This window comes from Streptomyces sindenensis, from assembly GCF_014649035.1.
GTDB classification, from domain to species: domain Bacteria; phylum Actinomycetota; class Actinomycetes; order Streptomycetales; family Streptomycetaceae; genus Streptomyces; species Streptomyces sindenensis.
On the sequence record NZ_BMSG01000019.1, the window covers coordinates 13,786 to 38,971 of the forward strand.

General features: G+C 73.4%; 22 protein-coding genes and 2 pseudogenes. 18 read left to right on the forward strand and 6 right to left on the reverse strand.

Annotated elements, in window-relative coordinates; translation table 11 throughout:
- Window positions 1-48: 48 nt before the first annotated feature.
- Window positions 49-480 carry an ATP-binding protein gene (locus IE145_RS20570; RefSeq protein WP_189526931.1) on the reverse strand — a complete coding sequence of 144 codons (432 nt, stop codon included), beginning with the start codon at window positions 478-480 and terminating at the stop codon, window positions 49-51.
- Window positions 481-715: 235 nt separating this feature from the next.
- Between IE145_RS20570 and IE145_RS20575 the strand changes: the two genes are divergently transcribed.
- Both IE145_RS20575 and IE145_RS20580 read left to right on the forward strand, forming a co-directional pair.
- Window positions 716-1,582: a helix-turn-helix domain-containing protein gene (locus IE145_RS20575; RefSeq protein ID WP_189526932.1), complete on the forward strand. Its 867-nt coding sequence runs from the start codon at window positions 716-718 to the stop codon at window positions 1,580-1,582.
- Between the two features lie 10 nt (window positions 1,583-1,592).
- Complete coding sequence (locus tag IE145_RS20580; RefSeq protein WP_189526933.1) at window positions 1,593-1,865, forward strand: DUF397 domain-containing protein; 273 nt, start codon at window positions 1,593-1,595, stop codon at window positions 1,863-1,865.
- Here IE145_RS20580 and IE145_RS20585 read toward each other — a convergent pair.
- Window positions 1,858-3,018 (reverse strand): 8-amino-7-oxononanoate synthase, encoded by a 1,161-nt coding sequence (locus IE145_RS20585; RefSeq protein WP_189526934.1) that lies wholly within the window; start codon window positions 3,016-3,018, stop codon window positions 1,858-1,860. The two genes, IE145_RS20580 and IE145_RS20585, sit on opposite strands and share 8 nt — an antisense overlap.
- Before the next feature lie 148 nt (window positions 3,019-3,166).
- On the opposite strand from IE145_RS20585, the gene bioB reads away from it, so the two are divergent.
- The 11 genes from bioB to IE145_RS20640 all read left to right on the forward strand — a co-directional run bounded on the left by bioB (window position 3,167) and on the right by IE145_RS20640 (window position 14,698).
- The gene (bioB, locus tag IE145_RS20590; protein WP_189526935.1) at window positions 3,167-4,429 is read left to right on the forward strand and encodes a biotin synthase BioB; all 1,263 of its coding nucleotides are present in this window, start codon (window positions 3,167-3,169) and stop codon (window positions 4,427-4,429) included.
- Window positions 4,422-5,726: an adenosylmethionine--8-amino-7-oxononanoate transaminase gene (locus IE145_RS20595; RefSeq protein ID WP_189526936.1), complete on the forward strand. Its 1,305-nt coding sequence runs from the start codon at window positions 4,422-4,424 to the stop codon at window positions 5,724-5,726. The genes bioB and IE145_RS20595 overlap by 8 nt, the downstream gene beginning before the upstream one ends.
- Before the next feature lie 6 nt (window positions 5,727-5,732).
- Entirely contained in the window at window positions 5,733-6,431 is a 699-nt protein-coding gene (gene bioD / locus IE145_RS20600) for a dethiobiotin synthase (RefSeq protein ID WP_189526937.1), read from the forward strand.
- 145 nt (window positions 6,432-6,576) lie between these two features.
- Window positions 6,577-7,260, forward strand: a complete 684-nt coding sequence (locus IE145_RS20605; RefSeq protein ID WP_189526938.1) for a class I SAM-dependent methyltransferase — start codon at window positions 6,577-6,579, stop codon at window positions 7,258-7,260.
- 119 nt (window positions 7,261-7,379) lie between these two features.
- Entirely contained in the window at window positions 7,380-7,820 is a 441-nt protein-coding gene (locus tag IE145_RS20610) for a GNAT family N-acetyltransferase (RefSeq protein ID WP_189526939.1), read from the forward strand.
- Between the two features lie 141 nt (window positions 7,821-7,961).
- Entirely contained in the window at window positions 7,962-9,299 is a 1,338-nt protein-coding gene (locus IE145_RS20615; protein ID WP_189526940.1) for a hemolysin family protein, read from the forward strand.
- Window positions 9,296-10,315, forward strand: coding sequence for a hemolysin family protein (locus tag IE145_RS20620; protein ID WP_189526941.1), 1,020 nt, complete (start codon window positions 9,296-9,298; stop codon window positions 10,313-10,315). Before IE145_RS20615 ends, IE145_RS20620 begins: the two co-directional genes overlap by 4 nt.
- A 55-nt stretch (window positions 10,316-10,370) precedes the next feature.
- Window positions 10,371-11,219, forward strand: a complete 849-nt coding sequence (locus tag IE145_RS20625; protein ID WP_189526942.1) for an SGNH/GDSL hydrolase family protein — start codon at window positions 10,371-10,373, stop codon at window positions 11,217-11,219.
- 155 nt (window positions 11,220-11,374) lie between these two features.
- On the forward strand, window positions 11,375-12,808 hold the full coding sequence (gene purB, locus IE145_RS20630; RefSeq protein WP_373296613.1) for an adenylosuccinate lyase: 1,434 nt from the start codon (window positions 11,375-11,377) through the stop codon (window positions 12,806-12,808).
- A gap of 53 nt (window positions 12,809-12,861) precedes the next feature.
- Window positions 12,862-13,410, forward strand: a complete 549-nt coding sequence (gene mug / locus IE145_RS20635) for a G/U mismatch-specific DNA glycosylase (protein WP_189526944.1) — start codon at window positions 12,862-12,864, stop codon at window positions 13,408-13,410.
- A gap of 130 nt (window positions 13,411-13,540) precedes the next feature.
- Entirely contained in the window at window positions 13,541-14,698 is a 1,158-nt protein-coding gene (locus IE145_RS20640) for an ROK family transcriptional regulator (RefSeq protein ID WP_189526945.1), read from the forward strand.
- 367 nt (window positions 14,699-15,065) lie between these two features.
- Here IE145_RS20640 and IE145_RS20645 read toward each other — a convergent pair whose 3' ends face one another.
- The gene (locus IE145_RS20645) at window positions 15,066-15,836 is read right to left on the reverse strand and encodes a GntR family transcriptional regulator (RefSeq protein ID WP_189526946.1); all 771 of its coding nucleotides are present in this window, start codon (window positions 15,834-15,836) and stop codon (window positions 15,066-15,068) included.
- A 285-nt stretch (window positions 15,837-16,121) separates the two neighbouring features.
- On the reverse strand, window positions 16,122-17,006 hold the full coding sequence (locus tag IE145_RS20650) for an RNA polymerase sigma-70 factor (RefSeq protein WP_189526947.1): 885 nt from the start codon (window positions 17,004-17,006) through the stop codon (window positions 16,122-16,124).
- A 122-nt stretch (window positions 17,007-17,128) separates the two neighbouring features.
- On the opposite strand from IE145_RS20650, the gene IE145_RS20655 reads away from it, so the two are divergent.
- A complete protein-coding gene (locus IE145_RS20655) occupies window positions 17,129-17,959 on the forward strand; it encodes an alpha/beta fold hydrolase (RefSeq protein ID WP_189526948.1) in 831 nt (276 codons plus the stop codon).
- A 573-nt stretch (window positions 17,960-18,532) separates the two neighbouring features.
- Here the strand turns inward: IE145_RS20655 and IE145_RS34100 are convergent.
- A pseudogene (locus IE145_RS34100) lies at window positions 18,533-18,946 on the reverse strand (EamA family transporter); the annotation flags it as partial.
- A gap of 47 nt (window positions 18,947-18,993) precedes the next feature.
- Here IE145_RS34100 and pdxR point away from each other — a divergent pair.
- The 4 genes and pseudogenes from pdxR to IE145_RS20675 all read left to right on the forward strand — a co-directional run bounded on the left by pdxR (window position 18,994) and on the right by IE145_RS20675 (window position 24,014).
- Entirely contained in the window at window positions 18,994-20,460 is a 1,467-nt protein-coding gene (pdxR, locus tag IE145_RS20665; RefSeq protein WP_229825705.1) for a MocR-like pyridoxine biosynthesis transcription factor PdxR, read from the forward strand.
- A 214-nt stretch (window positions 20,461-20,674) separates the two neighbouring features.
- On the forward strand, window positions 20,675-22,267 hold the full coding sequence (locus IE145_RS20670) for an alkaline phosphatase D family protein (protein WP_189526949.1): 1,593 nt from the start codon (window positions 20,675-20,677) through the stop codon (window positions 22,265-22,267).
- Between the two features lie 42 nt (window positions 22,268-22,309).
- Window positions 22,310-22,521: pseudogene (locus tag IE145_RS33965) on the forward strand (hypothetical protein); the annotation flags it as partial.
- A 65-nt stretch (window positions 22,522-22,586) separates the two neighbouring features.
- Window positions 22,587-24,014, forward strand: a complete 1,428-nt coding sequence (locus IE145_RS20675; RefSeq protein ID WP_189527043.1) for a GNAT family N-acetyltransferase — start codon at window positions 22,587-22,589, stop codon at window positions 24,012-24,014.
- Here the strand turns inward: IE145_RS20675 and IE145_RS20680 are convergent.
- Window positions 23,947-25,161 carry a trans-sulfuration enzyme family protein gene (locus IE145_RS20680; RefSeq protein WP_189526950.1) on the reverse strand — a complete coding sequence of 405 codons (1,215 nt, stop codon included), beginning with the start codon at window positions 25,159-25,161 and terminating at the stop codon, window positions 23,947-23,949. The genes IE145_RS20675 and IE145_RS20680 overlap by 68 nt on opposite strands.
- Between the last annotated feature and the right edge of the window lie 25 nt (window positions 25,162-25,186).

Genomic DNA, 25,186 nt, shown 5'->3' on the forward strand with positions numbered 1-25,186 from the left:
GATCCTGGCGGCCCGACCGGGTCGGCCCGGCAGGATCCGGCCCGGCTGTCAGTTCTGGACCGTGACGACCCAGGGCAGCGCGATCCAGACCGTCTTGCCGCCCTCGGCGGTCGGGGTGACCTGGAGCCGTCCGCCGCGCTCCTTGGCCAGCATCCGGATGATGACCATGCCCCGACCGTTGTCCTGCCGTACGGCGGCGGGCAGCTTCTGGGGCCACCGGGGGTGACTGTCCGTGACGCCGAGATACAGCTCCTCGTCGCGTTCGAGGCGCAGGTCCACGGTGAAGGTGGGCGACTGGCCGAACGTGTGCTGCACGGCGTTGGTGGCCAGCTCCGAGACGATCAGCCGGATCGTGTCGGCGAACTCGCTGTCGTCGGGCATCCCCCACCCGGCCAGGGTCTTTGCGACATGTCTGCGGGCCGCGGAGACCGAGACCGGATCGCTCGGCAGAGTGACGGTTGCTTCCTGATGGTCCGCCATGGCGACACCGCCCCTTTCCCGCCCCGGGCGACCGACGGCCGGCCGGGATTGTGCTTCGCGCCAGAGTGCCATTGATGCAGCTCCCTGTAACGGCGTTCGGCCAAGATATGCATATATCTGTCGCTCGAAGCGGTGAATTCGGGACCCGTACGGCGTGGACGGACGGCACACTGGCCCCTCTGCGGGCCGGTCCCGGCGACGGTCCGGCCCCTCCCGACAGCGTAAGGAGACCGGCATGCTGCACGGCCCCGTCGTCCGGCGGCGCAAGCTCGGTGAGGAGCTGCGGAGCCTGCGCCACGCCTCCGGGATGACCAGCCGGGAGGCGGCACGGCTGCTCGGCTGGCACCAGTCGAAGGTGAGCCGCATCGAGACCGGCGCGAGCGGGGTGACCCCCGCGGACGTCTCGCGGCTGCTGGACGTCTACGCGGTGCGCGACCCCCAGTTGCGCTCCCTGCTCGAAGTCCTCGCGGGGTCGGCGGGCGGCGGCGGATCGGGCTGGTGGCACGCCTACCGGGGGCTGATCCCGCCGCAGTACCGCGACTTCATCAGCCTGAAGTCGCAGGCCGCCGCGGTCCGGACGCTGGAGACCTCGGTGGTGCCGGGGCTGCTCCAGACCGCCGGGTACGCGCGTGCCGTGACCCGTGCCTCGCTGGACGGGTTACCGGACGGCCGGCTCGACTCGCTGGTCGAGGTCCGGCTGACCCGCCAGCGGGTGCTGCGCGCGAGCCCACCGCTGGAGTTCACGGCGGTGCTGGACGAGGCGGTGCTCCATCGCGAGGTGGGCGGGCCCGAGGTGATGCGCGACCAGTTGGAGCATCTGACCCAGGTGTCGCACCTTCCGCACGTGCGACTGCAGTTGCTGCCGTTCTCGGTGGGCGGGTACATCGGACTCACCGGCCCTTTCGTCATCTTCTCCTTTCCGAACATTTCTGATCTGGATGTGGTCGTTCTTGACCACTTGACGAGTAGCCTCTATCTGGAGCGGAGAGAAGACCTTGAGGCGTACAGCTCGGCCTTCCGTACCTTGCAGGCGCACGCGCTGTCGCCCGAACGCTCGCTGGACCTCATGACCGAGATCGGACGTAGCTTCAGACGCAGCTGAGGGGGCCGTCATGTCAGACCGGCACACACCGCCCGGCACACCACCGCCATCGCCGCCACCCCCGCCGTCACTGCCACCGCCGTCCGCCCTTCAGTGGCGGCGCAGCAGCCGGTCGACCGGGATGAACAACTGCGTGGAGACAGCACGGCTTCGCGGCGCGCTCCTCGCCGTACGCGACTCCAAGGACGTGGACCGGCCGCCGCTGCGGTTCTCGGCGGCGGCCTGGACCGCCTTCGTGGACGGGCTCGGTCCGGACGGAGCCCGCCCGCGGCACCTCAGCTGACGTCCGCGTCCGCCTGCCGGGGAGCGGTGGCGACGATCGTGGCCACCGCGGTCGTGATCTGCTCCTCGGTCAGGTCGGCGCGCGCGGTCAGCCGCAGCCGGGAGACGCCGTCCGGAACCGACGGCGGGCGGAAGCAGCCGACCGCCATTCCGGCCGTGCGGCAGTCGGCCGCCCAGCGCACCGCCGTCTTTGCCGACGGCGCCCGGACGGAGACGACGGCCGCGTCGGGCCGGACCGCCGCCAGCCCGGCGGCGGTGAGCCGCGTGTACAGCGCGGTGGCCACTTCGCGGGCGCGGGCGGCCCGTTCGGGTTCCCGCCGCAGCACCCCGAGGGCGCCGAGCGCGCCGCCGACGGCCGCCGGGGCGAGTCCGGTGTCGAAGATGAACGTCCGGGCCGTGTTGACCAGGTGGTCGATGACCCGGGCGGGCCCGAGGACCGCTCCGCCCTGGCTGCCCAGCGACTTGGACAGGGTGAGGGTGGCCACGGTCCCGTCGCCGCCCGCCAGTCCGACCGCCGCGAGCGCCCCTCGTCCGCCGTCGCCGAGGACGCCGAGGCCGTGGGCGTCGTCCACGAGCAGGGCGGCGTTCGCGGAGCGGCAGACCTCGGCCAGGGCCGGGAGCGGGGCGGCGTCGCCGTCGACGGAGAAGACCGAGTCGGTGACGGCGAGGGCCCGCCCGTCGTGGGCGCCGAACGCCTTGGCGACCGCTTCCGGGTCGGCGTGGGGGACGACGGCGGTCTCGGCGCGGGAGAGCCGGCAGCCGTCCACGATCGAGGCGTGGTTGCCCGCGTCGGAGACGATGAGGGAGCCGCGCCCGGACAGCGCGGTCAGCGCGGCGAGGTTGGCGGCGTACCCGGAGGAGAGCACGAGGGCCGCCTCGAACCCGCAGAACGCGGCCAGTTCCCGTTCGAGTTCGGCGTGCAGGGCGGTGGAGCCGGTGACCAGCCGTGAGCCGGTGGCGCCCGCTCCCCAGCGGTGGGCGGCGGCGGCCGCGGCGGCGGTGACCTCCGGGTGCCGGGTGAGGCCCAGGTAGTCGTTGCTCGCGAGGTCCAGCAGTTCCGGCTCGGCGTCGCGCGGACGCAGTGTGCGTACGAGTCCGGCGGCGGCCCGGTGGCGGGCCTCGGCGTCGATCCAGTCGAACGGGGCGAAGGACATGGGGCGGGTCCCTGTCTTTGTAGGCAGCCCACAGACCCTAGCCGGGTGCGCAGCAGGTCAGGGTGTGGCAATACACACACCCGCGCCCGGCTCTCCTGTCTGGTTCCTCCTTGGCTGGAGGCGGTGCCGTAGGCCAGGATCATCTTTCATGGACCTGCTGAACACGCTGGTGGACAAGGGGCTGCGGCGCGAACTGCCGACCCGCGAAGAAGCGCTCGCCGTACTGGCGACCTCCGACGACGAGCTGCTCGACGTGGTGGCCGCCGCCGGGAAGGTGCGCCGTCAGTGGTTCGGGCGGCGCGTCAAGCTCAACTATCTGGTCAACCTGAAGTCCGGGCTCTGCCCCGAGGACTGCTCCTACTGCTCGCAGCGGCTCGGCTCGAAGGCCGGCATCCTCAAGTACACCTGGCTGAAGCCGGAGGAGGCGTCCAAGGCCGCCGCCGCCGGGGTCGCGGGCGGCGCGAAGCGGGTCTGTCTGGTGGCGAGCGGACGCGGCCCCACGGACCGGGACGTGGACCGGGTCACCAAGACCATCGAGGCCATCAAGGAGGAGAACGAGGGCATCGAGGTCTGCGCCTGTCTCGGTCTGCTCTCCGACGGCCAGGCCGACCGGCTGCGTACGGCGGGCGCCGACGCGTACAACCACAACCTGAACACGTCCGAGGAGACGTACGGGGCGATCACCACCACCCACACCTACGCGGACCGGGTGGAGACCGTGCAGCAGGCCCAGGCCGCCGGGCTCTCGGCGTGTTCCGGGCTGATCGCCGGGATGGGCGAGAGCGACAAGGACCTGGTCGACGTGGTGTTCGCCCTGCGCGATCTGGACCCCGACTCGGTGCCGGTGAACTTCCTGATCCCGTTCGAGGGGACGCCGCTGGCCAAGGAGTGGAACCTCACCCCGCAGCGCTGTCTGCGCATTCTGGCGATGGTCCGGTTCGTCTGCCCGGACGTCGAGGTGCGGCTCGCGGGCGGTCGCGAGGTGCATCTGCGCTCGATGCAGCCGCTGGCCCTGCACCTGGTGAACTCGATCTTCCTGGGCGACTATCTGACGAGCGAGGGCCAGGCCGGCCAGGCTGACCTGGACATGATCGCGGACGCCGGTTTCGAGGTGGAGGGCGCGGGCACGACGACGCTGCCGCACCACCGGGCCGACGCACTGGCCGGCGGCTGCGGTACGCCGGCGGAGCCCGCCGGCTGCGGAACGAAGGAGTCCGCGGGCTGCGGTTCGCACGGTGGCGGGGGCGGCTGCGGACCGTGCGGTGACCACGGGGGGCAGGAACCGGCGGCGGCCGCCGACGCGGACGCGGACGCTCCGGCCGCGCGTTCGGAGGCGAACGGCGCGGCCCGTACGGATCTGGTGGCGGTGCGCCGACGCGGTGCGGGAACGGATCTCGCCCCCAATGCCTGAGCCGTACACCCCCGACGAACTGCGGGCGCTCGACCGGGCGCACGTCTGGCACCCGTACGGTCCGATGCCGGGCCGTCAGGAGCCGCTGATCGTGGAGTCGGCCTCCGGGGTACGACTCCGGCTCGCCGAACCCGTCGAGGGGCAGCGGGAGTTGGTGGACGGCATGTCGTCCTGGTGGTCGGCGGTGCACGGCTACAACCACCCGGTCCTCAACGAGGCCGCACGCGGCCAGCTGGACCGGATGAGCCATGTGATGTTCGGCGGGCTCACGCACGAGCCCGCCGTCCGGCTGGCGGCCCGGCTGGTGGAGATCACCCCCGAACCGCTCCAGCACGTCTTCCTCGCCGACTCGGGGTCCGTTTCGGTCGAGGTCGCGGTCAAGATGTGCCTCCAGTACTGGCGTTCGGTCGGCCGTCCGGCCAAGCAGCGGCTGCTGACCTGGCGCGGGGGCTACCACGGGGACACCTGGCAGCCGATGTCCGTGTGCGACCCGGAGGGCGGGATGCACGAGCTGTGGTCGGGCTCCCTCCCCCGGCAGGTCTTCGCCGACGCCCCGCCGGACGGTTTCGACGCGGAGCCGGATGCCGGGTACGTCACGCATCTGCGGGAGCTGATCGCCGCGCACGCCGAGGAGTTGGCGGCGGTCATCGTGGAGCCGGTCGTGCAGGGGGCCGGCGGGATGCGCTTCCACTCCCCCGCCTATCTGCGGGTGTTGCGCGAGGCGTGCGACGAGCACGACGTCCTGCTGGTCCTCGACGAGATCGCGACCGGTTTCGGGCGTACGGGCAAGCTGTTCGCCGCCGGACACGCCGGGATCTCGCCGGACGTCATGTGCGTCGGCAAGGCGCTGACCGGTGGCTATCTCACGATGGCGGCGACGCTGTGCACCACCCGGGTGGCCGAGGGCATCTCCAGCGGTGAGGTGCCGGTGCTGGCGCACGGGCCGACGTTCATGGGCAACCCGCTGGCCGCCTCGGTGGCCTCGGCCTCGGTGGACCTGCTGCTCGGACAGGACTGGGAGGGCGAGGTGGCGCGGATCGGGGCCGGGCTGCGCTCCGGGCTCGCCCCCGCCGCGAACCTCGCGAGTGTCGTGGACGTACGCGTCCTCGGGGCGATCGGGGTCGTCCAGCTCGACCACGAGGTGGACATGGCGGCGGCAACGCGTGCGGCCGTGCGCGAGGGCGTGTGGCTGCGGCCGTTCCGCGACCTCCTCTACACGATGCCGCCGTACGTCACGGGTGACGAGGACGTGGCCCGGATCTGCCGGGCCGTGTGTGCCGCGGCGCGGGAGGGCTGAGGCGGTATGCCGATGATTCTGGTGGTGTCCGGCACGGGCACGGAGATCGGCAAGACCGTGGTGACCGCCGCGGTGGCGGCCGCCGCGCGGGACCGCCGGGTCGCGGTGCTCAAGCCCGCCCAGACCGGGCTGGCCCCCGGGGAGCCGGGCGACGCGGCCGAGGTCGCCCGCCTGGCGGGAAGCCAGGTGACGGCGGTCGAACTGGCCCGGTTCCCGGAGCCGTTGGCCCCGGCCACGGCCGCCCGGCGGGCGGGGCTCGCGCCGGTGCGCCCGTTCGAGGTCGCCGAGGCCGCCCAGAAGCTGGCCGCCGAGCACGACCTCGTGCTGGTGGAGGGTGCGGGCGGGCTCCTCGTGCGGTTCGACGACGAGGGCGGCACCCTCGCGGACGCGGCCCGACTGCTGTCCGCGCCGGTGCTGGTGGTGGCCCCCGCGGGGCTGGGCACGCTGAACGCCACCGCGTTGACGGCCGAGGCGCTGCGGAACCGGGGGCTCAGCTGCCGGGGCGTGGTGATCGGCAGCATGCCGGCGGACCCGGACCTCGCCTCCCGGTGCAACATCGAGGACCTGCCGGTGGCGGCCGGTGCGCCGCTGCTGGGCGCGGTGCCGGCCGGAGCGGGTGCGCTGCCGGGCGCGGACTTCGCGGCGGGCGCGGCGCGGTGGCTCGCTCCGGAGCTGGGCGGGAGCTGGGCCCCGGGGCGGCGCTGAGGCCCCGGGCCGGGTGTCCCGGGGCGCTCCGGGGGGCTATTCCGAGGCGGTCCGGGGGAGAATCGTCGTGGGCCTGTTCGCGGCTGACGGGAATGGCCGGACGGGCCCCAGGAGCCTCACGCCCGCTCCGTAACGGAGGTCCGCCATGCAGCTGCGCAGCAGGAAGCTTCCCCGGGACGCCGTGCACCACCCGGTCTTCGCCCGTTTCTACGCCCGGTTCAGCGTGGCCGCCGATCGGCGGGGCGGCGTCGCCGCGTACCGCGAGGAGCTGCTGTCGGGGCTCTCCGGCCGGGTCATCGAGATCGGTGCGGGAAACGGGCTGAACTTCGCCCACTACCCCCGCGCCGTCTCGGAGGTCGTGGCGCTGGAGCCGGAACGCTCGCTGCGGCAGCTCGCCGTCCGCTCCGCGCTGCGTGCCGAGGTGCCGGTGGACGTGGTGCCGGGGGCGGCCGAGGCGCTGCCGGTCAAGAGCGAGGCGTTCGACGGGGCGGTGGCGTCGCTGGTCCTGTGCACCGTACGGGATCTGCCCCGGGCGCTCGCCGAGATCGAGCGGGTCCTGCGGCCCGGCGGCGAACTGCGGTTCTTCGAGCACGGGACGGCGCAGGGACGGGCGCTGGCGACGGCGCAGCGGGTGGCCGACCGGACCCTGTGGCCGCTGCTCTTCGGCGGCTGTCACACGGCCCGGGACCCGCTGGCCGCGATCGAGGCGGCGGGCTTCGAGCTGGGCACGTACCGCAGGCTGCGCATTCCGGAGACGGGCCTCCAGGCGCCCACGTCGCCCTGTGTCCTGGGCGTGGCCCGCAAGCCGTTCGCGGAGGACGGGGGCTGACCGAGGACCGGGGGTGAGGCGGTGGTGCGCCTACACCCCGGGCCGGGCTCCCCGGCGTACGGGGAGGGCGCGACCGCCATGCGGAATGCGATCGACGCACCGGCGCGGCGGGTGGTGGGATGGCCGGCATGAACGATCTTTCGCTGTCGATACGGTCCGCGACCCCGGCCGACCTGGACGGGGTCCTCGCCTTCTGGAAGGTGGCCGCCGAGGGAACCAGCATCAGCGACGACGGGGACGGGGTCGCCCGCCTGGTGGAACGGGACCCCGAGGCGTTGATCCTGGCCGAGCGGGGCGGGGCGCTGGCCGGCACCGTCATCGCGGGGTTCGACGGCTGGCGCTGCCATCTCTACCGCCTCGCGGTCCACCCGGACCAGCGGCGCCGGGGTGTGGGGAGCGCACTCCTCGCGGCGGCGGAGGAACGGTTCACCGCGCTGGGCGGGCGGCGCGCCGACGCCATGGTCCTCGACCGGAACGCCTCGGCCCACCACGCGTGGCGCGCGGCGGGGTACGCGCCGGAGCCGCAGTGGAGCCGCTGGGTGAAGCACCTGACGGACTGACGCGGCAGAACGGACCGCCACGGTAGGAGGGGGCCGCCACCGGGCAGACGCCTACGATGACATGCTCCTGCGACTCCTCCGACACCTCCGACACCGCGCGGTCCCTCCGCTCCTGCCCGACCATGGGACGGAGGTGAACCGATGACCGAAGTGCTTCTGCTGCTCGCCGCCCTGCTGCTCTGCGTCGCCTGCGGCGCGTTCGTCGCGGCGGAGTTCTCCCTGACCACGGTGGAGCGCAGCGAACTCGAACGGGCTGTCGAGCGGGGCGAGCGGGGTGCCGCGAGCGCGCTGAAGGCCGTCCGGAGTCTCACGTTCCAGCTCTCGGGGGCCCAGCTCGGCATCACCGTCACCAACCTGGTGATCGGCATGCTCTCCGAGCCGTCCATCGCCAAGCTGATCCGCGGCCCCGTCGAGGCGGCGGGGCTGCACCCCGCCGCCGCTTCCACCCTGGCGCTCGTCATCGGTACGGCGCTGTCCACGGTGGTCCTGATGGTGGTGGGCGAGCTGGTCCCGAAGAACTGGGCGATCTCCTCCCCGCTGGCCGTGGCCAAGGCGGTGGCCACACCGCAGCGGGGGTTCACCGCGGTGTTCCGGCCCTTCATCAGCCACCTGAACAACACCGCCAACCGGATCGTGCGGCGCTTCGGTCTGGAGCCGACCGAGGAGCTGGCCTCCGCCCGCGGCCCGCAGGAGCTGGTGGCGCTGGCCCGGCACTCCGCGAAGGAGGGCGCGCTGGAGGCGGACACGGCCGAGCTGTTCGTCCGCACCCTGAACCTCTCGGAGCTGACGGCGGAGAACGTGATGACCCCGCGGGTCCAGGTGACGGCGCTGGAGGTGCACGCGACGGCCGAGGACGTCGCCAACGCCACACGGGCGACCGGACTGTCCCGCTTCCCCGTCTACCGCGGCAGCCTGGACACCGTGGTCGGCGTGGTCCACATCAAGGACGTTCTGGCGGTCCCCGCCGACCGGCGGCCCCGGACCCGCGTCTCGGAGCTGCTCCGCGAGCCTCTGCTCGTACCGGAGACGCTCACCGTGGACAAACTGCTCGACCGCTTGTCCGGGAAGCTCACCATGGCGGTGGTGATCGACGAGTACGGCGGTACGGCCGGGGTCGCGACCCTGGAGGACATCGTGGAGGAGGTCGTCGGCGAGGTCCGCGACGAGCACGATCCGCACGAGACGCCCGATCTGGCCGCCGCCGGTGAGGACGCCGACGGCAGGACCCTGTGGTCGGCGGACGGGGCGGCGCGCACCGACCAGCTCCGCAGGATCGGTCTGCGGGTGCCGGAGGGGCCCTACGAGACCCTCGCGGGGCTCATCGCCGCCGAACTCGGGCGGATCCCGACGACGGACGACACCGTCGAGCTGGCGGGCTGGCGGATCGACGTGGCGGACGCGTCGGGCCGCCGGGCCGCGCGAGCCCTGCTGCACGCCCCGCTGCCGGGGTCCGAGGGCCGGAAGGAGGGCGAACGGTGATCGTTCTCCAGCTCTTCATCGGTCTGCTGACCCTCGTGGCCAACGCCTTCTTCGTGGGCGCCGAATTCGCCCTGATCTCGGTGCGCCGCAGCCAGATCGAACCGGAGGCCGAGGCCGGGGACCGGCGGGCCCGCAGTGTCATCTGGGGCCTGGAGCACGTCTCGGCGCTGCTCGCCGCCGCCCAGCTCGGCATCACGCTCTGCACCCTGGTGCTGGGCATCGTCGCCGAACCGGCCATCGCGCATCTGCTGGAGCCGGTCTTCGACGCGGTCGGTGTGCCGCACGGGCTGGTGCACCCGCTGTCGTTCGTCATCGCCCTGGGCGTGGCGACGTATCTGCACATGCTGCTGGGCGAGATGGTCCCGAAGAACATCGCGCTGGCCGAACCGGCCCGCAGCGCGCTGCTCCTGGGTCCGCCGCTGGTCGCGATGGCCCGGGCCCTGCGGCCGGTGATCTTCGCGATCAACGCGTTCGCCAACGCCCTGCTCAAGCTGTTGCGGGTGGAGACCAAGGACGAGGTATCCGCGACGTTCTCGGACGACGAACTGGCCCGGATGGTGCAGGACGCGGGGGATGCCGGACTGGTCGACGACCGCTCCGCGCAGCGCCTCCACCATGCTCTGGAGCTGGGGCGCCGGCCGGTGCGGGACGTGGTGATGCCGGTCGACCGGGTGCTGTACGCCAGGGTCGGCACGACCCCGGAGGAGCTGGAGCGGCTCTCGTCGGAGTCCGGGTTCTCCCGCTTCCCGGTGATGGACCGCGAGCAGCGCATCCTGGGCTACCTCCATGTGAAGGACGCCCTGGACGCCACCCCCCGCGACGTGCCCTTCCCGGTGTCGGCGATGCGGCCGATCGCCCGGGTCAGGGCGGCGACCCCGCTGGACGACGCGCTGACCGCGCTGCGCCGCAGCCGGACCCACCTGGCGGCGGTGCTCGACGAGGACGGACGGCTGGCGGGCATGGTCACGATGGAGGACGTGCTGCGCGAACTCGTCGGACGGCCGGGGTCCCGCTGACCTGCCGGCCGACCGGCTGGCCTACCGACCTACCGACCGGTACGCTCATCGGGCCATGGAACTGAATGCCTCCTACACCAGTCTCGTCGCGGTCGGCGACTCGTTCACCGAGGGCATGTCCGACCTGCTCGCCGACGGTACGTACCGGGGCTGGGCGGATGTCCTCGCCGCCCGGCTCGCGGTCCGGTCCCCCGGTTTCCGGTACGCCAATCTCGCCGTACGCGGGAAGCTCATCGGCCAGATCGTCGACGAGCAGGTGGAGGCGGCGGCGGAGCTCCGGGCCGATGTGGTCACGCTCGTCGGCGGCCTCAACGACACCTTGCGCCCGAAGTGCGACATGGGGATGGTCAGGGCCCGGCTCGAAGAGGCCGTGGAGCGTCTCGCGCCGACCTGCGAGCAGCTGGTGCTGATGCGCAGCCCCGGGCGCAGCGGGCCGGTGTTCGACCGGTTCCGCCCCCGGGTGGAGGCGCTGTTCGCCCTGATCGACGATCTGGCCGGGCGGCACGGCGCCGCGGTGGTGGACCTCTACTCCGCACCCTCGATCGCCGACCCCCGGATGTGGGACGTCGACCGGCTCCACCTCACCGCCGAGGGCCACCGGCGCGTCGCCGAGGCCGTCTGGCAGACGCTGGGGCTGCCGGCCCAGTTCGAGTGGCGTGCGCGGATGCCCGCGACCGCCCCGCCGTGCTGGACGGCCCGCCGAGCAGAAGACATCCGCTTCGCCCGGCAGCACCTGGCCCCCTGGATCGGGCGGCGGCTCACCGGCCGCTCCTCCGGCGACGGGCGCTCGGGCGCCCAGTTCGACGCCACGACGGGCAAGGCCTTCTGGGTCACGCCCGCGGACGCCGAGAGCCCCGGCCCGGTGACGGAGTGGCGCCGGGCCGCCTCCCCCACGCCCTCGTAGTCGGCCCTCCCCCGCGCGTGGCCGGCCCTCCCCCGCGCCCTCGTAGCCGGGGCCCTCCCTCGCGCGTGGCCGACCCCTCCTTCGTAGCAAGCCACAAACGGGGGCGTGGCGCTGGCCTGCACGAACCGCCAGTAGAATCCGTTCACGTGAACGCCGTGTCTGCGAAGCCTCGCATCCCCAATGTCCTGGCCGGCCGCTACGCCTCCGCGGAGCTGGCTGTCCTCTGGTCCCCCGAGCAGAAGGTGAAGCTGGAGCGTCAGCTGTGGCTGGCGGTGCTGCGCGCTCAGAAGGACCTCGGGATCGAGGTGCCCGACGCGGCGCTGGCCGACTACGAGCGGGTGCTGGACCAGGTGGACCTGGCCTCCATCGCCGAGCGCGAGAAGGTCACCCGGCACGACGTGAAGGCCCGGATCGAGGAGTTCAACGCCCTCGCCGGTCATGAGCAGGTCCACAAGGGCATGACCTCCCGGGATCTGACGGAGAACGTCGAGCAGCTCCAGATCCGCCTGTCGCTGGAGCTGATGCGCGACCGCACCGTGGCCGTCCTGGCCCGGCTCGGCAAGCTCGCTGCGGAGTACCGCGAGCTGGTGATCGCCGGACGCTCGCACAATGTCGCCGCGCAGGCGACGACGCTGGGCAAGCGCTTCGCGACCGCCGCCGACGAGCTGCTCGTCGCCTACGGCCGCCTGGAGGACCTGCTCTCCCGCTACCCGCTGCGCGGGATCAAGGGTCCGGTCGGCACGGCGCAGGACATGCTGGACCTGCTCGGCGGCGACGCGGGCAAGCTCGCCGAGCTGGAGCAGCGCATCGCCGGGCATCTGGGCTTCGCCGAGGCGTTCACCTCGGTGGGCCAGGTCTACCCCCGGTCGCTCGACTACGACGTGGTCACCGCCCTGGTGCAGCTGGCCGCGGCGCCTTCCTCGGTGGCGAAGACCATCCGGCTGATGGCGGGCCACGAGCTGGTGACCGAGGGCTTCAAGCCCGGCCAGGTCGGCTCGTCCGCGATGCCGCACAAGATGAACACGCGCTCCTGCGAGCGGGTCAACGGCCTGATGGTGATCCTGCGCGGCTACGCCTCGATGACCGGTGAGCTGGCGGGCGACCAGTGGAACGAGGGCGACGTGTCCTGCTCCGTGGTCCGCCGGGTGGCGCTCCCGGACGCGTTCTTCGCGTTCGACGGTCTCCTGGAGACCTTCCTGACGGTGCTGGACGAGTTCGGCGCGTTCCCCGCGGTCGTGGCGCGCGAGCTGGACCGCTACCTCCCGTTCCTGGCCACCACCAAGGTCCTGATGGGCGCCGTCCGGGCCGGGGTGGGCCGTGAGCTGGCGCACGAGGCGATCAAGGAGAACGCGGTCGCGTCCGCCCTCGCGATGCGGGAGCAGGGCGCCGAGCGCAACGAGCTGCTCGACAAGCTCGCCGCGGACGAGCGGATCCCGCTGGACCGCGCGCAGCTGGACGAGCTGATGGCCGACAAGCTCTCGTTCACGGGTGCCGCCGGTGACCAGGTGACGTCGCTGGTCGCCCGGATCGAGGAGATCACCAAGCAGCACCCCGAGGCCGCGGGCTACGCCCCGGGCTCGATCCTCTGACGGACGCCGTCGGCACCGTATGACACCCGACACCGCATGACGCCGGAAGCCGCATGACGCCGGAAGAGCTGAACGCCGCCCGCGACCGCATCGTCCCCGATGTGGCCGCGGGCGGTCTGCGCGTGCTCTTCTGCGGGATCAACCCGAGCCTGACGACGGCGGTGACGGGCCACCACTTCGCCCACCCGGGGAACCGGTTCTGGCCGGTCCTGCACCGTTCCGGTTTCACCCCTCGGCAGTTGCGTCCGAACGAGCAGGGCGAACTGCTCGGCCTCGGGCTCGGGATCACCAACGTGGTGGCGCGGGCCACGGCCCGGGCGGACGAGCTGGACGCGGAGGAGTTCCGTCGCGGCGGGGCCGCCCTGACGGCCAAGGTGGAGCGGCTCGCCCCGCGGTGGCTCGCGGTGGTCGGCATCACCGCCTACCGCACGGCCTTCGGGGAGCCCCGTGCCCGTATCGGCCCCCAGGACCGCACGATCGGCGGGGCCCGCGTGTGGGCCCTCCCCAACCCCAGCGGCCTGAACGCCCATTGGACGGTGCAGACCATGGCCGAGGAGTACGCCCGTCTCCGGGAGGCCGTGGCCGACCGGCCCGGCTCGTGACACGCGTCCGGATCCGCCGCGCCCGAGTGACCCAGGTTGCGGCTCGATACCGGCTTCCCTCGCTGGTCGCAGGGGTCCCGGCCAGCGAGTACGATCCGGCAGACATGCGCACGAGCTGGGAGGACATACCGTGGGCCGGCTGACCGGTGGGGACCCGTCGCTGTTGCGACGGATCAATTCCGCGGTAGTGCTGCACGCCCTGAGGGGCGCCGGCGCGCCGACGCTGACGGACCTGACACGGATCACGGGGCTGTCCCGGCCGACGGTCGAAGGGGTCGTCGAAGGGCTCTTCGAAGCGGGTCTCGTGGTCGAGGCCGTGCCCGACGAGAGCGAGGCGCGACGCCAGGGGCGGCCTGCCCGGAGGTTCCGCTTCCGGGCCGAGGCGGGGCACCTCCTCGGCGTGGAGATCGGCCCGCACCGGGTCTCGGCGCTCATCTCGGGGCTGGACGGGCGGATCATCGGGGCCGGCTCCCGCGTGGTGTCGGAGACCGCGGGCGCGGACGACCGGCTCGATCAGGTCCGGGCCGTCATCGCGGACGTGCTGCGCCGCACCGGTGTGGCCCGGAGCAGTCTGCGCGCGGTCGGCGTCGGCAGCCCGGGGATCGTGGAGGCCGACGGCACCGTGCGGCTGGGTACGGCGCTGCCGGACTGGACCGGCCTCCCGCTCGGGGAGCGGCTGCGCCGTTCGTTCCGCTGCCCCGTCCTCGTGGAGAACGACGCCAACGCCGCCGCGGTGGCGGAGCACTGGAAGGGTGCGGCCACCGAGTCGGACGACGTGGTCTTCGTGCTGGCCGGGCTGAGCCCCGGTGCGGGGTCCTTGATCGGCGGGCGGCTGCACCGGGGGTTCGGCGGGGCCGCCGGGGAGATCGGCGCCCTGCACCTGCTGGGCAGGGAGCTGACGCCGGAACACCTGCTGTCGACGACGGACACACCGCTGGACCCGCTGGACGAGCAGGCGGTGGCCGCGGTGTTCGCCGAGGCCAAGGAGGGCGACGCGGGGGCCCAGGCGGCGGTCCAGCGGTTCCTCCAGCGGCTGGTGCACGATGTGGCGGCGCTGGTGCTGGCGCTCGACCCGGAGCTGGTCGTGGTCGGCGGCTGGGCCGCCGGACTGGACGGGGTGCTGGAGCCCCTCCGCACGGAGCTGGCCCGCTACTGTCTGCGCCCGCCCCGGGTGACGCTGTCGCTGCTCGGGGAGGCCGCCGTCGCGACGGGGGCGCTGCGGCTCGCGCTGGACCACGTCGAAGAGGAGCTGTTCGCCGTCGAGGGAGCCGTGACGGCCCGCCGTTGACCGTGCGGCGAGGTGCGGGCAGGCCGGGGGCCACGCGCGTCAGGCGCGGGCGGACCGGGACAGGGCACGTCAGGCGCGGGCAGGCCGGGGCCACGCGCTTCAGCGCGGGCGGGCCGGGGCCACGCGCTTCAGCGCGGGCGGGCCGGGGCCACGCGCTTCAGCGCGGGCGGGCCGGGGCCACGCGCTTCAGCGCGGGCGGGCCGGGGCCACGCGCTTCAGCGCGGGCGGGCGAGGACACGCCCGGGACGGAGCGCGGCGGCCCGGTCGGACGCAGGCGGTCCAAAACGCCGCACGCCCGCCGGTCTCACCCGAGGACCGGAGTCGTCGGTGAGCGCGACGGGCGTGGGGCCGAGCGCGGCCGGAGGCGTCAGGAAGCCTGGCGTTCCGGCTGCTCGTCGTGGCTGATCTCCAGCGCGCCGGAGTCCCCGAAGGTGAGCCGGCAGGTGTCCGCGCGGTAGGTGGCCACGGAGACGGCCGCCGTACCGTCCACGGTGAAGTAGCGGGTGGTGACGACGAGGACGGGGGCGCCGGGAAGCCGGTCCAGCTCCTTCGCGTCGTCCGCCCGCGCGGAGCCGAGCTCCACGGAGCGGTCCTGGCCCTGGAGCCCGAGCCGGCGCAGCTCGCGCAGGACGCTCCGGGCGCGGACCGGGCCGGACGGGGCCTCGATGGCGGAGAGGTCGGGAATCGAGGAGGCGGGGACGTAGAGCAGCTCCGCCGCCACCGCCTGCCCCTGCGTGTCACGGATCCGGCGCACGACGTGCACCGGTTCGGCGGGGTCCGTTCCGAGCATCTCGGCCACCGGCGCCGGGGCCTTGGCCATGGTGCTGTCGAGCGGCTGCCAGGCCTCGCCGCCGACGCCGTCCGCCCATTCCCGCTGGTCGGTGGAGACGGCCACGCCCACGCGCGGCGGGGCGACAGTAGTCCCCACACCGCGGCGGCGCTGCAGCCTGCCTTCGAGTTCGAGCTGCTCCAGGGCCTGCCGGAGCGTGGCTCGCGCGACACCGAACCGTGCCGCGAGGTCCCGCTCGTTGGGCAGGATCTCCCCCACCGCAAAGTCCGAGTCGAGTGCCTCACTGAGCACGGTCTTGAGGTGCCAGTACTTCGGCTCCTGTACCGATTCCAGCTGCGTGGTCCCCACCCTGTCCTCCGCAATCGCCCGGCGCCAATTCCGCGACGTTATTTATTAAAGGTTCCTACCTTAAGTGGAGACCCTAGGACGGCATACCCCCTTGGTCAAGACCAATCCTTATTCCGTAACGGAACGAAACGGGACTCTGGCGCAGAGCGTTCACACGACGTTCGTGATGCCGTGAGGCGAGCGCAGCGCAAAGCCCCGCCGTCGCGAAGGACAGCGGGGCTCTGACCAGGCACGCGGCAGACCCGTGGGGCCGGTGGGGGCCGAGGCGGCGCGTGGCGCGTGCGGCTATTCGACGGACAATCCGGCGAGCTTGTCCGGATTACGAATGATATAGGCGCATTGAATGACACCTTGGCTGACTTCGATCTGAAAGACGGCGTCGGCTTTGCCCCCGGCGAGGAAGACCACGGCGGGTCCGCCGTTGATCTCCATGACGCGGACCTCCCCGTGGGGGTCGAGTCCGGCCGTCACCGCGAAGAGGAAGCGGCCCACCTTGTCCGCGGTCTCGATGACCCGCAGCGGCGCCTTCGCCTTGCCGCCGCCGTCGCTGACGAGCCGGACGTCCGGGGCCAGCAGGGCGAGCAGTTGCTCGATGCCGCCTCCGGAGGCGGCGGCCAGGAAGCGTTCGGTGAGGTCGCGCCGTTCGGCCGGGTCCACGTCGTAGCGCGGCTTGCGCTCCTCCACATGCCGCCTGGCGCGGCCCGCGAGCTGCCGGACCGCCGCCTCGGTGCGGTCCAGGGCGTCGGCGATCTCGGCGTACGGGAATCCGAAGGCCTCCCGGAGGACGAACACCGCGCGCTCCAGCGGGGAGAGGGATTCGAGGACGACCAGCACGGCGAACGAGACGGAGTCGGCGAGGACGGCCCGCTCCGCACTGTCGGGCGGAGTGGGCCCGAAGTCCGTGACCAGCGGCTCCGGCAGCCAGGTCCCCGGATACGTCTCCCGACGCGACCGGAGGTGCCTGAGCCGGTCGATGGCCAGCCGGGTGGTGATCCGCACCAGGAAGGCCCGCGGCTCCCGGACGTCCTCGCGCGCCGCCGCCGACCACCGCAGCCACGCTTCCTGGACGACGTCCTCGGCGTCGGCGACCCGGCCGAGCATGCGATAGGCGACACCGGTGAGAACGGGCCGGTGCTCTTCGAAGATCTCGGTCGCGACGTCGACGGTCATTGATCCATCCCAGCTCACGGGCCACCGGGTGTCCAGCCGGAATCGCCGGGCCTCTTGAACTACAAGCTACCCGACGGTAATTGTTGTTGACGAGATGTCTACCCACTCCAGGGAGCAGCAGCATGACCACCACGGTCTCCTTCACCGTCGCAACGGCCGACGGCCCCCGCCCGGTCTCGGTCGCGTACGAACGGACCGGCGCGGGCGAACCGTTGCTGCTTCTGCACGGCATCGGCCACCACCTGCGGGCCTGGGACCCGGTGACCCGGATCCTGGCCGCCGAGCGTGACGTGATCGCCGTCGACCTGCCCGGCTTCGGCACCTCGCCCGCGCTGCCGGGGGGAGTTCCGTACGATCTCGCGACCGTCGGCCCGGCCCTCGGCGCCTTCTGTGCCGAACTCGGCCTGGACCGCCCCCATGTGGCCGGGAACTCGCTCGGCGGACTGCTCGCGCTGGAGCTGGGCCGCACCGAGGTGGTGCGATCGGTGACCGCGCTGTCCCCGGCGGGCTTCTGGACGGAGGCGGAACGGCGCTACGCCTTCGGGACCCTGCGGGCGATGCGGCGCAGCGCGCTGGCCCTGCCGGTGCCGCTGATCGAGCGCCTGTCGCGCAGCGCGGCGGGCCGCACGGCCCTCACCAGCACCATCTACGCCCGGCCCGGCAGGCGTTCACCGGAGGCCGTCGTCGCCGAGACGCTCGCCCTGCGCGAGGCGACCGGTTTCCACCAGACGCTGGCGGCCGGCCGGGACACGCTCTTCGGCGAGGACGTGAAGGGCATCCCCGTCACCGTGGCCTGGGGCACCCGGGACCGGATCCTGCTGCGCCGGCAGGGGGTCCGCGCCAAGCGGGTCATCCCCGGCGCCCGGCTCGTGCGGCTGCCCGGCTGCGGGCACGTTCCGATGAACGACGACCCGGCGCTCGTCGCCCGCGTCATCCTGGACACCAGCCGCTGAGCGGTCACGCGAGGCTGCCGGCGTGGGGCGCTCCGGTGCACGGGCCTCCGGTGTGCGGCGCTCGGGCCGTCCGCCGGGGGCTCCGCGCCGTCCGCCGGGGGTCCCGCGGCGCCCGATGACGCCGGAGCCGTACGCCACTCCGGCACCGACCAGGAGGCTTCCCGCACCCTGCGCGAGGCCGTACGTCCCGGCTCCGACCACGGGGGCGGTCAGGGCGGCGGAGACCGGGATCAGCCCGGAGAAGAGCGTGGCGCGCTCCGCCCCGATGCGCTGCATCCCGCTGTACCAGCAGACGAACCCGATCACGGTGACGACGACGGCCTGCCACAGCAGGGCTGTCGTCTCGCCGCCCGTCGGGACCCGCAGGAACGAGCCGCCGTCCAGCAGCAGCCCCAGCAGCGCCGACTCGACGGCCGCGACGCCGCAGACGGTCGCGGAGAGGAGTTTCGGTCCCAGCGGCCGCAGGACCGAAACGGCCAGGACCGCGAAGCCGACCTCGCCCGCGAGCGCGCCCACCGAGAACAGCACGCCCGCCAGGTCGGTGCGCCCCCAGCCCTGGACGGTGAACGCTCCGACGGCGACGAGGCCCGCCGCGTACAGCGTGACGCGGGACGGGCGACGGCCGTCGAGCAGCGGGACGAGTACGCCGACCACGATCGGCGCACAGCCCACGAAGACCCCCGGAACAGCCGGTTCCGCCGTCTGTTCGGCCGTCAGGACCGCCAGGTTGAACCCGACCATGCCGACGGCGGCGAGCAGGCCGATCCGCCCCCACTGGCGGCGGGTGAGGCGACGGAGCCGGGCCGTCGCGGAGTCGGGATCGCGGCGCAGGAACGGGATGAGCAGCAGCGCGGCGAGACCGTAGCGGAGCGCCTGGCCGCCCGCGAACGGGTAGTCGCCGAGGACGCTGTTGGCCGTGAAGGACGCCCCCACCAGCACACAGGCGAGGGCCGCGAGGAGGGCCCCGCGCAGAGAGGTTGCGTTCATGGGGCCGACGCTAGGGTCGGCGACGGACCGGTTTAAGGTCCACTTCCATGACGAGTTCGGGGACCAATTCGGGGGCGGATCCGCATCTCCCGTCGGCAGAATCGCTCTCTCCGGCCTGGGAGTTGCTGCTGCCCGCCGCCGCGCCGGCGCGCGGGCGGGGGCGCGCACTGCGGTCCGCGCTCCGCGAGGCCGTCCGCTCCGGCCGTCTCGCGGGCGGCACGCGGCTGCCCTCCAGTCGTGAGCTCGCCGCCGATCTGGGGGTCTCGCGGGGCCTGGTCACCGAGGCGTACGAGCAGCTCACCGCGGAGAGCTATCTGCGCAGCGGGCGGGGCGCGGGCACGTGGGTGAGCGAGGGCGTACGCGCGGCGGAGCGTCCCGTACGCGACCGAGCGCCGGGGGCGGAGGGCGCACGGGTGGACTTCCGGCCCGGCACCCCAGATCTGTCCCTCTTCCCGCGCAGCGCGTGGGCGGCCGCCCAGCGGACGGTGTTCGGCCGGCTGCCGCACGGCGCGCTGGGCTACCCCGATCCGCGCGGCCTGCCGGAGCTGCGCGAGGCCCTGGCCGGACTGCTCGCCCGGCGGCGGGGTGTGGTGGCCGATCCGGAGCGGCTGGTGGTCTGCTCGGGGGTGGCCCAGGCGACGACCCTGCTCGGCTTCGTCCTCCGGGACGAGGGCGTGGTCTCGGTCGGGGTGGAGGATCCGGGCAGTCCCGAGCACTCCTCGCTGTTCGCGGCGACCGGTCTGGGCACGGTCCCGCTCCCCCTCGACGACGAGGGTCTCGCTCTCGCGCCCCTGGAGCGCTCCGGCGTACGCGCGGTGGTGACCACGCCCGCGCACCAGTTCCCCACCGGCATCGGCTACTCCGCGCGGCGGCGCGGCGAACTGCTCGGCTGGGCGCGGGACGCGGACGCCGTGATCATGGAGGACGACTACGACGGGGACTTCCGGTACGACCGGGCCCCGGTGGGCGCCTTGCAGGGGCTGGATCCCGAGCGGGTCGTGTACACCGGATCCGTGAGCAAGTCGCTGGCCCCCGGTCTGCGGCTCGGCTGGCTGGTCGCCCCCGCCGCGCTCACGGAGCGCATCGTCGCCCGCAAGCGGACCATGGACCTGGGCAACCCGGTGCTCGACCAGGCCGTCCTGGCCGATTTCATCGTGCGCGGCGGATACGACCGGCAGTTGCGGCGCTGCCAGCGGGCCTACCGGGAACGGCGGGACGCGATGGTGGCCGCGCTCGGCGAACACTTCCCCGGCACGGCGGTCAGCGGCATCGCGGCGGGGCTGCACATCATTGCCCGGCTGCCGACGCGGTACGGCCCCGAGGACGTCTTCCTGGAGCGGGCGGCGGGGGCGGGCATCGCCCTGCGGCTGCTGAGCGACTGCGGGACGGACGGCTCCGGGGACGGCGGCCTGCCGCTCGTTCTCGGGTACGCCCATCTCGCCCCCGGCGACATCGCCCGGGGAGTCGCGGCGCTGGCGGAGGCATGGCGGACCGGACGGACCGGCTCCGGCTGACCGGCCGGGGCGGGGCCCCTCCCGGCCGGCCTGCTGGACGACCGCCCGACCCGGCTGCGCCCGTCCGGCCCCGGCCGACGGGCGCCGTTCACCCGGGGTTCGGGCTGCGGCCGCCGCAAGGCACTAGGCATGGCCCAGACCGGCTCCGTACCGGGCGAGGCCGCGGCCTTCCCCGTACGGTGCACCGCCCGACCACCTCCCTGGAGGCGCTTCGATGTCCCACCGTCCGCACCGTCCGCTCGCTTCCTCTCCCGGCCGCCGTGCCGTCCTGCGCGGTTCGCTGATCGCCCCGGCAGCCCTCGCCCTCCCGCCCGCGGTCGCCTCGGCGGCCCCCGCGCTGCACCTGGCAGGGCGGCCCGAGGCGTCCTGGGGTGTGCAGGTGGGCGGCGTCACCTCCTCGTCGGCGCTGCTGTGGGTGCGCTCGGACCGGCCGGCCCGGATGCTGGTGGAGACGTCGGCGACCGAGTCGTTCCGGCGGGTCCGCCGGTGGCACGGGCCGTCGATCGGGCCCGGAACGGACTTCACGGGGACCACGCCGCTGTACGGTCTGCCGCCGGGCGAGCAGGTGCACTACCGCGTGACGCTCGCCGATCCGGCCGATCCGCGCCGTACCGGAAAGCCGGTGTACGGGACGTTCCGCACCGCTCCGGCGCGGCGCCGGTCCGGGGTGCGTTTCCTGTGGTCGGGCGATATCGCGGGGCAGGGCTGGGGCATCAATCCGGACATCGGCGGCTACCGGGTGTACGAGGAGATGCGCCGCCTGGACCCGGACTTCTTCCTGTGCAGCGGCGACAGCATCTACGCCGACGGTCCGCTGGAGGAGAGCGTGGCGCTGCCGGACGGCCGGATCTGGCGCAACGTCATGACCGAGGAGAAGGCGAAGGTCGCCGAGACGCTGGACGAGTACCGGGGCAACTTCCGCTACAACCTGCTCGACCGGAACGTCCGCCGCTTCAACGCGCAGGTGCCCTCCGTCGTGCAGTGGGACGACCACGAGGTGCGCAACAACTGGTATCCCGGCCAGATCCTCGACGACGCCCGCTACACGGAGAAGAACGTGGACATCCTCGCGGCGCGCTCCTCGCGGGCCTTCCGGGAGTACGTGCCGCTCGCGCCGTCGCACGGTTCCGGGCACCGGTCGCGGATGTACCGGGCCGTCCACCACGGGCCGCTGCTCGACGTGTTCGTCCTCGACATGCGGTCGTACCGCAACGCCAACTCCCCCAATCGGCAGCCCGACGACACGACGGGCATCCTCGGGGCCGAGCAGTTGCGGTGGCTGAAGCGGTCGCTCGCCGCCTCCCGGGCGGAGTGGAAGGTGATCGCCGCCGACATGCCGCTCGGCCTGGTGGTCCCGGACGGTGCGACGAACTTCGAGGCCGTGGCTCAGGGTGACCCCGGAGCCCCGCTCGGGCGGGAGCTCCAGATCGCCGAGCTGCTCCGCTTCGTCAAGCACCACAGGATCACCGGCACCGTGTGGCTGACGGCCGACGTCCACTACACCTCGGCCCAGCACTACGCGCCGGAGCGGGCGGCGTTCAAGGACTTCGCCCCGTTCTGGGAGTTCGTGTCGGGCCCGCTGGCCGCGGGCGGCTTCCCTGCCAACGCGCTGGACGGCACGTTCGGCCCCGACCGGGTCTTCGTGCGGGCCCCCGACCGGGCCAACGTCTCGCCGATGGAGTCGCCGCAGTACTTCGGCGAGGTGGAGATCGACGGGGGCAGTGCGGAGCTGACGGTGCGACTGCGGGCCGAGGGCGGGTCGGTTCTGTTCACGAAGGTGCTCCGGCCGGGCCGCGTCGGCCAGTAGCCGGGGGCGTCGGCCGGCGAACGGCGGCTTCGGCGAGGGCCGTTGTCCGTGGCGGCCGAGTGCGCCGAGCGCTGCGGGACGGGCGGGATCGAGCCGATTGCAGGCTCGCGGCCACGGCGGGGCGCACGGGCTGGTCCCCGACGGTCCGCCAGGCCGCCCGCCTGCTCGCCACGTTCGGCGTGCGGAAGGATAAAGGAACGACCACCCCGGAATCTGACCGAAAAGCGACGATAGGCGACCAGATCAACACGTAACCCATCAGTCACAAGGCGTTCGCGATCAGGCAACACCGTTCGTTCACCGTGGGGATATGACTGATGTGACCTCCGCGAAGAGCGCCCGCCGCCCGCACCACTGGCGACGGGACCTGATCGAACTGGCCGCCCTGTTCACCGCCGTGGCCGTGGCCGACGCGATCGCCAACCTGATCGGACACCAGCCGGACGGCCCCTACCTGCTCATGGCCTCGGCGGCGGCGCTGGTGGCCACGGCCGCGTTCCACACCTGGTGGGCCCGACGCCACAGTCACGCGCCCCCGCCGGACGAGACGGACGCCGCGCCGGCCGGAACCGGCGCGGCGGGCGGGATCGCTACGACGGCGAGCGGGGCCGAGGGTGCCGGCGAAGGCGAGGCGGGCGACGCCGGGGAGGCCGGGACCACGCTGTGGCGGATGCGGACGACGGTGCTCGACGCCCCGGGCAGTCTGGCCGCGCTGTGCACGGCGCTCGCCGGGCTCCGCGTCGACATCCTCACCCTCCAGACGCACCCGCTCGCCGAGGGCACCGTCGACGAGTTCCTGCTGCGGGCCCCGGCCACGCTCCCGGCACAGGAGCTGTCCCGGCGGATCGCCGCCGCGGGCGGCACCTCCACCTGGATCGAGCGGGCGGACGCCCACGACCTGGTGGACACCCCGACCCGGGTGCTGTCGCTGGCCACCCGGACGGCGCTGGACGCCGCCGAGCTGCCGCTCGCCCTGCGGCAGTTGCTCGGCCGGTGCACGATCCACTCGCTGCCGGCCGTCTCCGTCACGGGCCGCTCGACCGGGCAGAGCGCCCCGGTCGAGGGCGTGCTGGAGGAGACGGTGATGCGGCTGCGGGACCCGTCCGGCGGGGTGATCTCCGTCGAGCGGCCCTATCTGCCGTTCACACCGACCGAGTTCGCCCGGGCGCGCGCCCTGGTCGAGCTGGATGCCCGGCTCGGTCCCCGTGTGCCGCGCAGCGAGGACGTCCTCACGCTGCCCGAGGGCAACGCGATCACCGTGCGCCGCGCTGACCGCGCCGATCTCGCCGCCGCCCGCGCCATGCACGACCGCTGCTCGCAGAACACCCTGGGCCTGCGCTACCACGGTCCCGTCGCGGACGCCGACCGCTACCTCGACCATCTGCTGAGCCCCCGCTTCGGCCGCACCCTGGCGGTGCAGACGGCGTCGGGCAGGCTGGTGGCGCTGGGCCACCTGCTCTGGGACGGCGACGAGACCGAGGTGGCCCTCCTCGTCGAGGACGACTGGCAGCGCCGGGGCATCGGCTCCGAGCTGCTCCGCCGCCTGGTGGCGCTGGCCGAGGAGGCGGGCTGCGACAGCGTCTACGCGGTGACGCAGTCCCGCAACACCGGCATGGTGGCCGCGATGCGCGCGCTGGCGCTGCCCCTCGACTACCAGATCGAGGAGGGGACGCTCGTCATCACCGCCCGGCTGACGAGTGAAGAGGCCGCTCAGCCTGCCGTGCCGACGGAACGGGCCCGTCGCTGAGCGCCTGGCACAGATCCGCCCACAGGTCCTCGACGTCCTCCAGGCCGACCGACATCCGCAGCAGCCGGTCGCCGACTCCGGCCGCCCGCCGGTCTCCCTCCTCCACGATGCGGTGGCTGATGGAGGCCGGGTGCTGGATCAGCGAGTCCACGCTGCCGAGGCTGACGGCGGGCGTGATGAGCCGCACCCCGGAGATCACCCGGTGCGGGTCCCCGTACACCTCGAAGGAGATCATCGCGCCGCCGATCCTCGGGTAGTGCACCCGGGCGATCCGCGGGTCGGCGGTGAGCCTGCGGGCGAGTTCGGCGGCGCTCGTCGAGGCCGCCCGGACGCGTACCGGCAGCGTGGACAGGCCGCGCAGCAGCAGATAGCCGGCCAGCGGGTGCAGCACCCCGCCGGTGGCGAACCGCACCTGGCGCAGGGTCGCGGCGAACTCCTCGTCGCAGGCGACGACACCGCCCATGACGTCCCCGTGGCCGCCGAGGTACTTGGTGGCGCTGTGCAGGACGATGCGGGCGCCGTGTTCGACGGGGCGCTGCAGGACGGGGGTGGCGAAGGTGTTGTCGACCAGCAGCGGCACGGTTCCGCAGGCGTGGGCGACGGCCCGGATGTCGACCTCGGCCAGCGTCGGGTTGGCCGGCGTCTCGACCATCACGAGGCCGGTGTCCGGGCGGATGGCGTCGGCGATGCCCGCCGGGTCGGTCCAGGTCACCTCGGTGCCCAGCAGTCCGGCGCCGAGCAGATGGTCGCTGCACCCGTAGAGCGGGCGGACCGCGACGACATGGCGCAGCCCCTGGCTCGCGCGGGCGAGCAGGACGGCGGTGAGCGCGGCCATCCCGCTGGCGAAGGCGACCGCGCTGTCGGTCCCCTCCAGCCGGGCGAGCGCCGTCTCGAAGCGGCCCGTGGTGGGGTTGTCGAGCCGGGCGTAGACCGGCGGCCCGTCCGGGAGGGAGCCGGTGGTGGCGAAGGCGTCGATACGCATCGCCTCGTCGCGCGAGTCGTAGGAGGGGTACGTGGTGGACAGGTCGATCGGCGGGGCGTGCACGCCGAGGGAGGCGAGGTCGTCGCGTCCGGCGTGCACGGCTTCGGTGGCGAGAGCCCTGGACGGGGTGGGAGCAGGGGGCGTCATCGAGACTTCGTTGTCCATGGCGTCACTCTGAACAGTTACCGGT

Excerpts from the sequence above, each read along its gene's own strand:
- IE145_RS20570 (WP_189526931.1), bottom strand. The coding sequence starts at position 480 with ATGGCGGACCATCAGGAAGCAACCGTCACTCTGCCGAGCGATCCGGTC.
- IE145_RS20575 (WP_189526932.1), top strand. The coding sequence starts at position 716 with ATGCTGCACGGCCCCGTCGTCCGGCGGCGCAAGCTCGGTGAGGAGCTG.
- IE145_RS20580 (WP_189526933.1), top strand. The coding sequence starts at position 1,593 with ATGTCAGACCGGCACACACCGCCCGGCACACCACCGCCATCGCCGCCA.
- IE145_RS20585 (WP_189526934.1), bottom strand. The coding sequence starts at position 3,018 with ATGTCCTTCGCCCCGTTCGACTGGATCGACGCCGAGGCCCGCCACCGG.
- bioB (WP_189526935.1), top strand. The coding sequence starts at position 3,167 with ATGGACCTGCTGAACACGCTGGTGGACAAGGGGCTGCGGCGCGAACTG.
- IE145_RS20595 (WP_189526936.1), top strand. The coding sequence starts at position 4,422 with ATGCCTGAGCCGTACACCCCCGACGAACTGCGGGCGCTCGACCGGGCG.
- bioD (WP_189526937.1), top strand. The coding sequence starts at position 5,733 with ATGCCGATGATTCTGGTGGTGTCCGGCACGGGCACGGAGATCGGCAAG.
- IE145_RS20605 (WP_189526938.1), top strand. The coding sequence starts at position 6,577 with ATGCAGCTGCGCAGCAGGAAGCTTCCCCGGGACGCCGTGCACCACCCG.
- IE145_RS20610 (WP_189526939.1), top strand. The coding sequence starts at position 7,380 with ATGGCCGGCATGAACGATCTTTCGCTGTCGATACGGTCCGCGACCCCG.
- IE145_RS20615 (WP_189526940.1), top strand. The coding sequence starts at position 7,962 with ATGACCGAAGTGCTTCTGCTGCTCGCCGCCCTGCTGCTCTGCGTCGCC.
- IE145_RS20625 (WP_189526942.1), top strand. The coding sequence starts at position 10,371 with ATGGAACTGAATGCCTCCTACACCAGTCTCGTCGCGGTCGGCGACTCG.
- mug (WP_189526944.1), top strand. The coding sequence starts at position 12,862 with ATGACGCCGGAAGAGCTGAACGCCGCCCGCGACCGCATCGTCCCCGAT.
- IE145_RS20650 (WP_189526947.1), bottom strand. The coding sequence starts at position 17,006 with ATGACCGTCGACGTCGCGACCGAGATCTTCGAAGAGCACCGGCCCGTT.
- IE145_RS20655 (WP_189526948.1), top strand. The coding sequence starts at position 17,129 with ATGACCACCACGGTCTCCTTCACCGTCGCAACGGCCGACGGCCCCCGC.
- pdxR (WP_229825705.1), top strand. The coding sequence starts at position 18,994 with ATGACGAGTTCGGGGACCAATTCGGGGGCGGATCCGCATCTCCCGTCG.
- IE145_RS20670 (WP_189526949.1), top strand. The coding sequence starts at position 20,675 with ATGTCCCACCGTCCGCACCGTCCGCTCGCTTCCTCTCCCGGCCGCCGT.
- IE145_RS20680 (WP_189526950.1), bottom strand. The coding sequence starts at position 25,161 with ATGGACAACGAAGTCTCGATGACGCCCCCTGCTCCCACCCCGTCCAGG.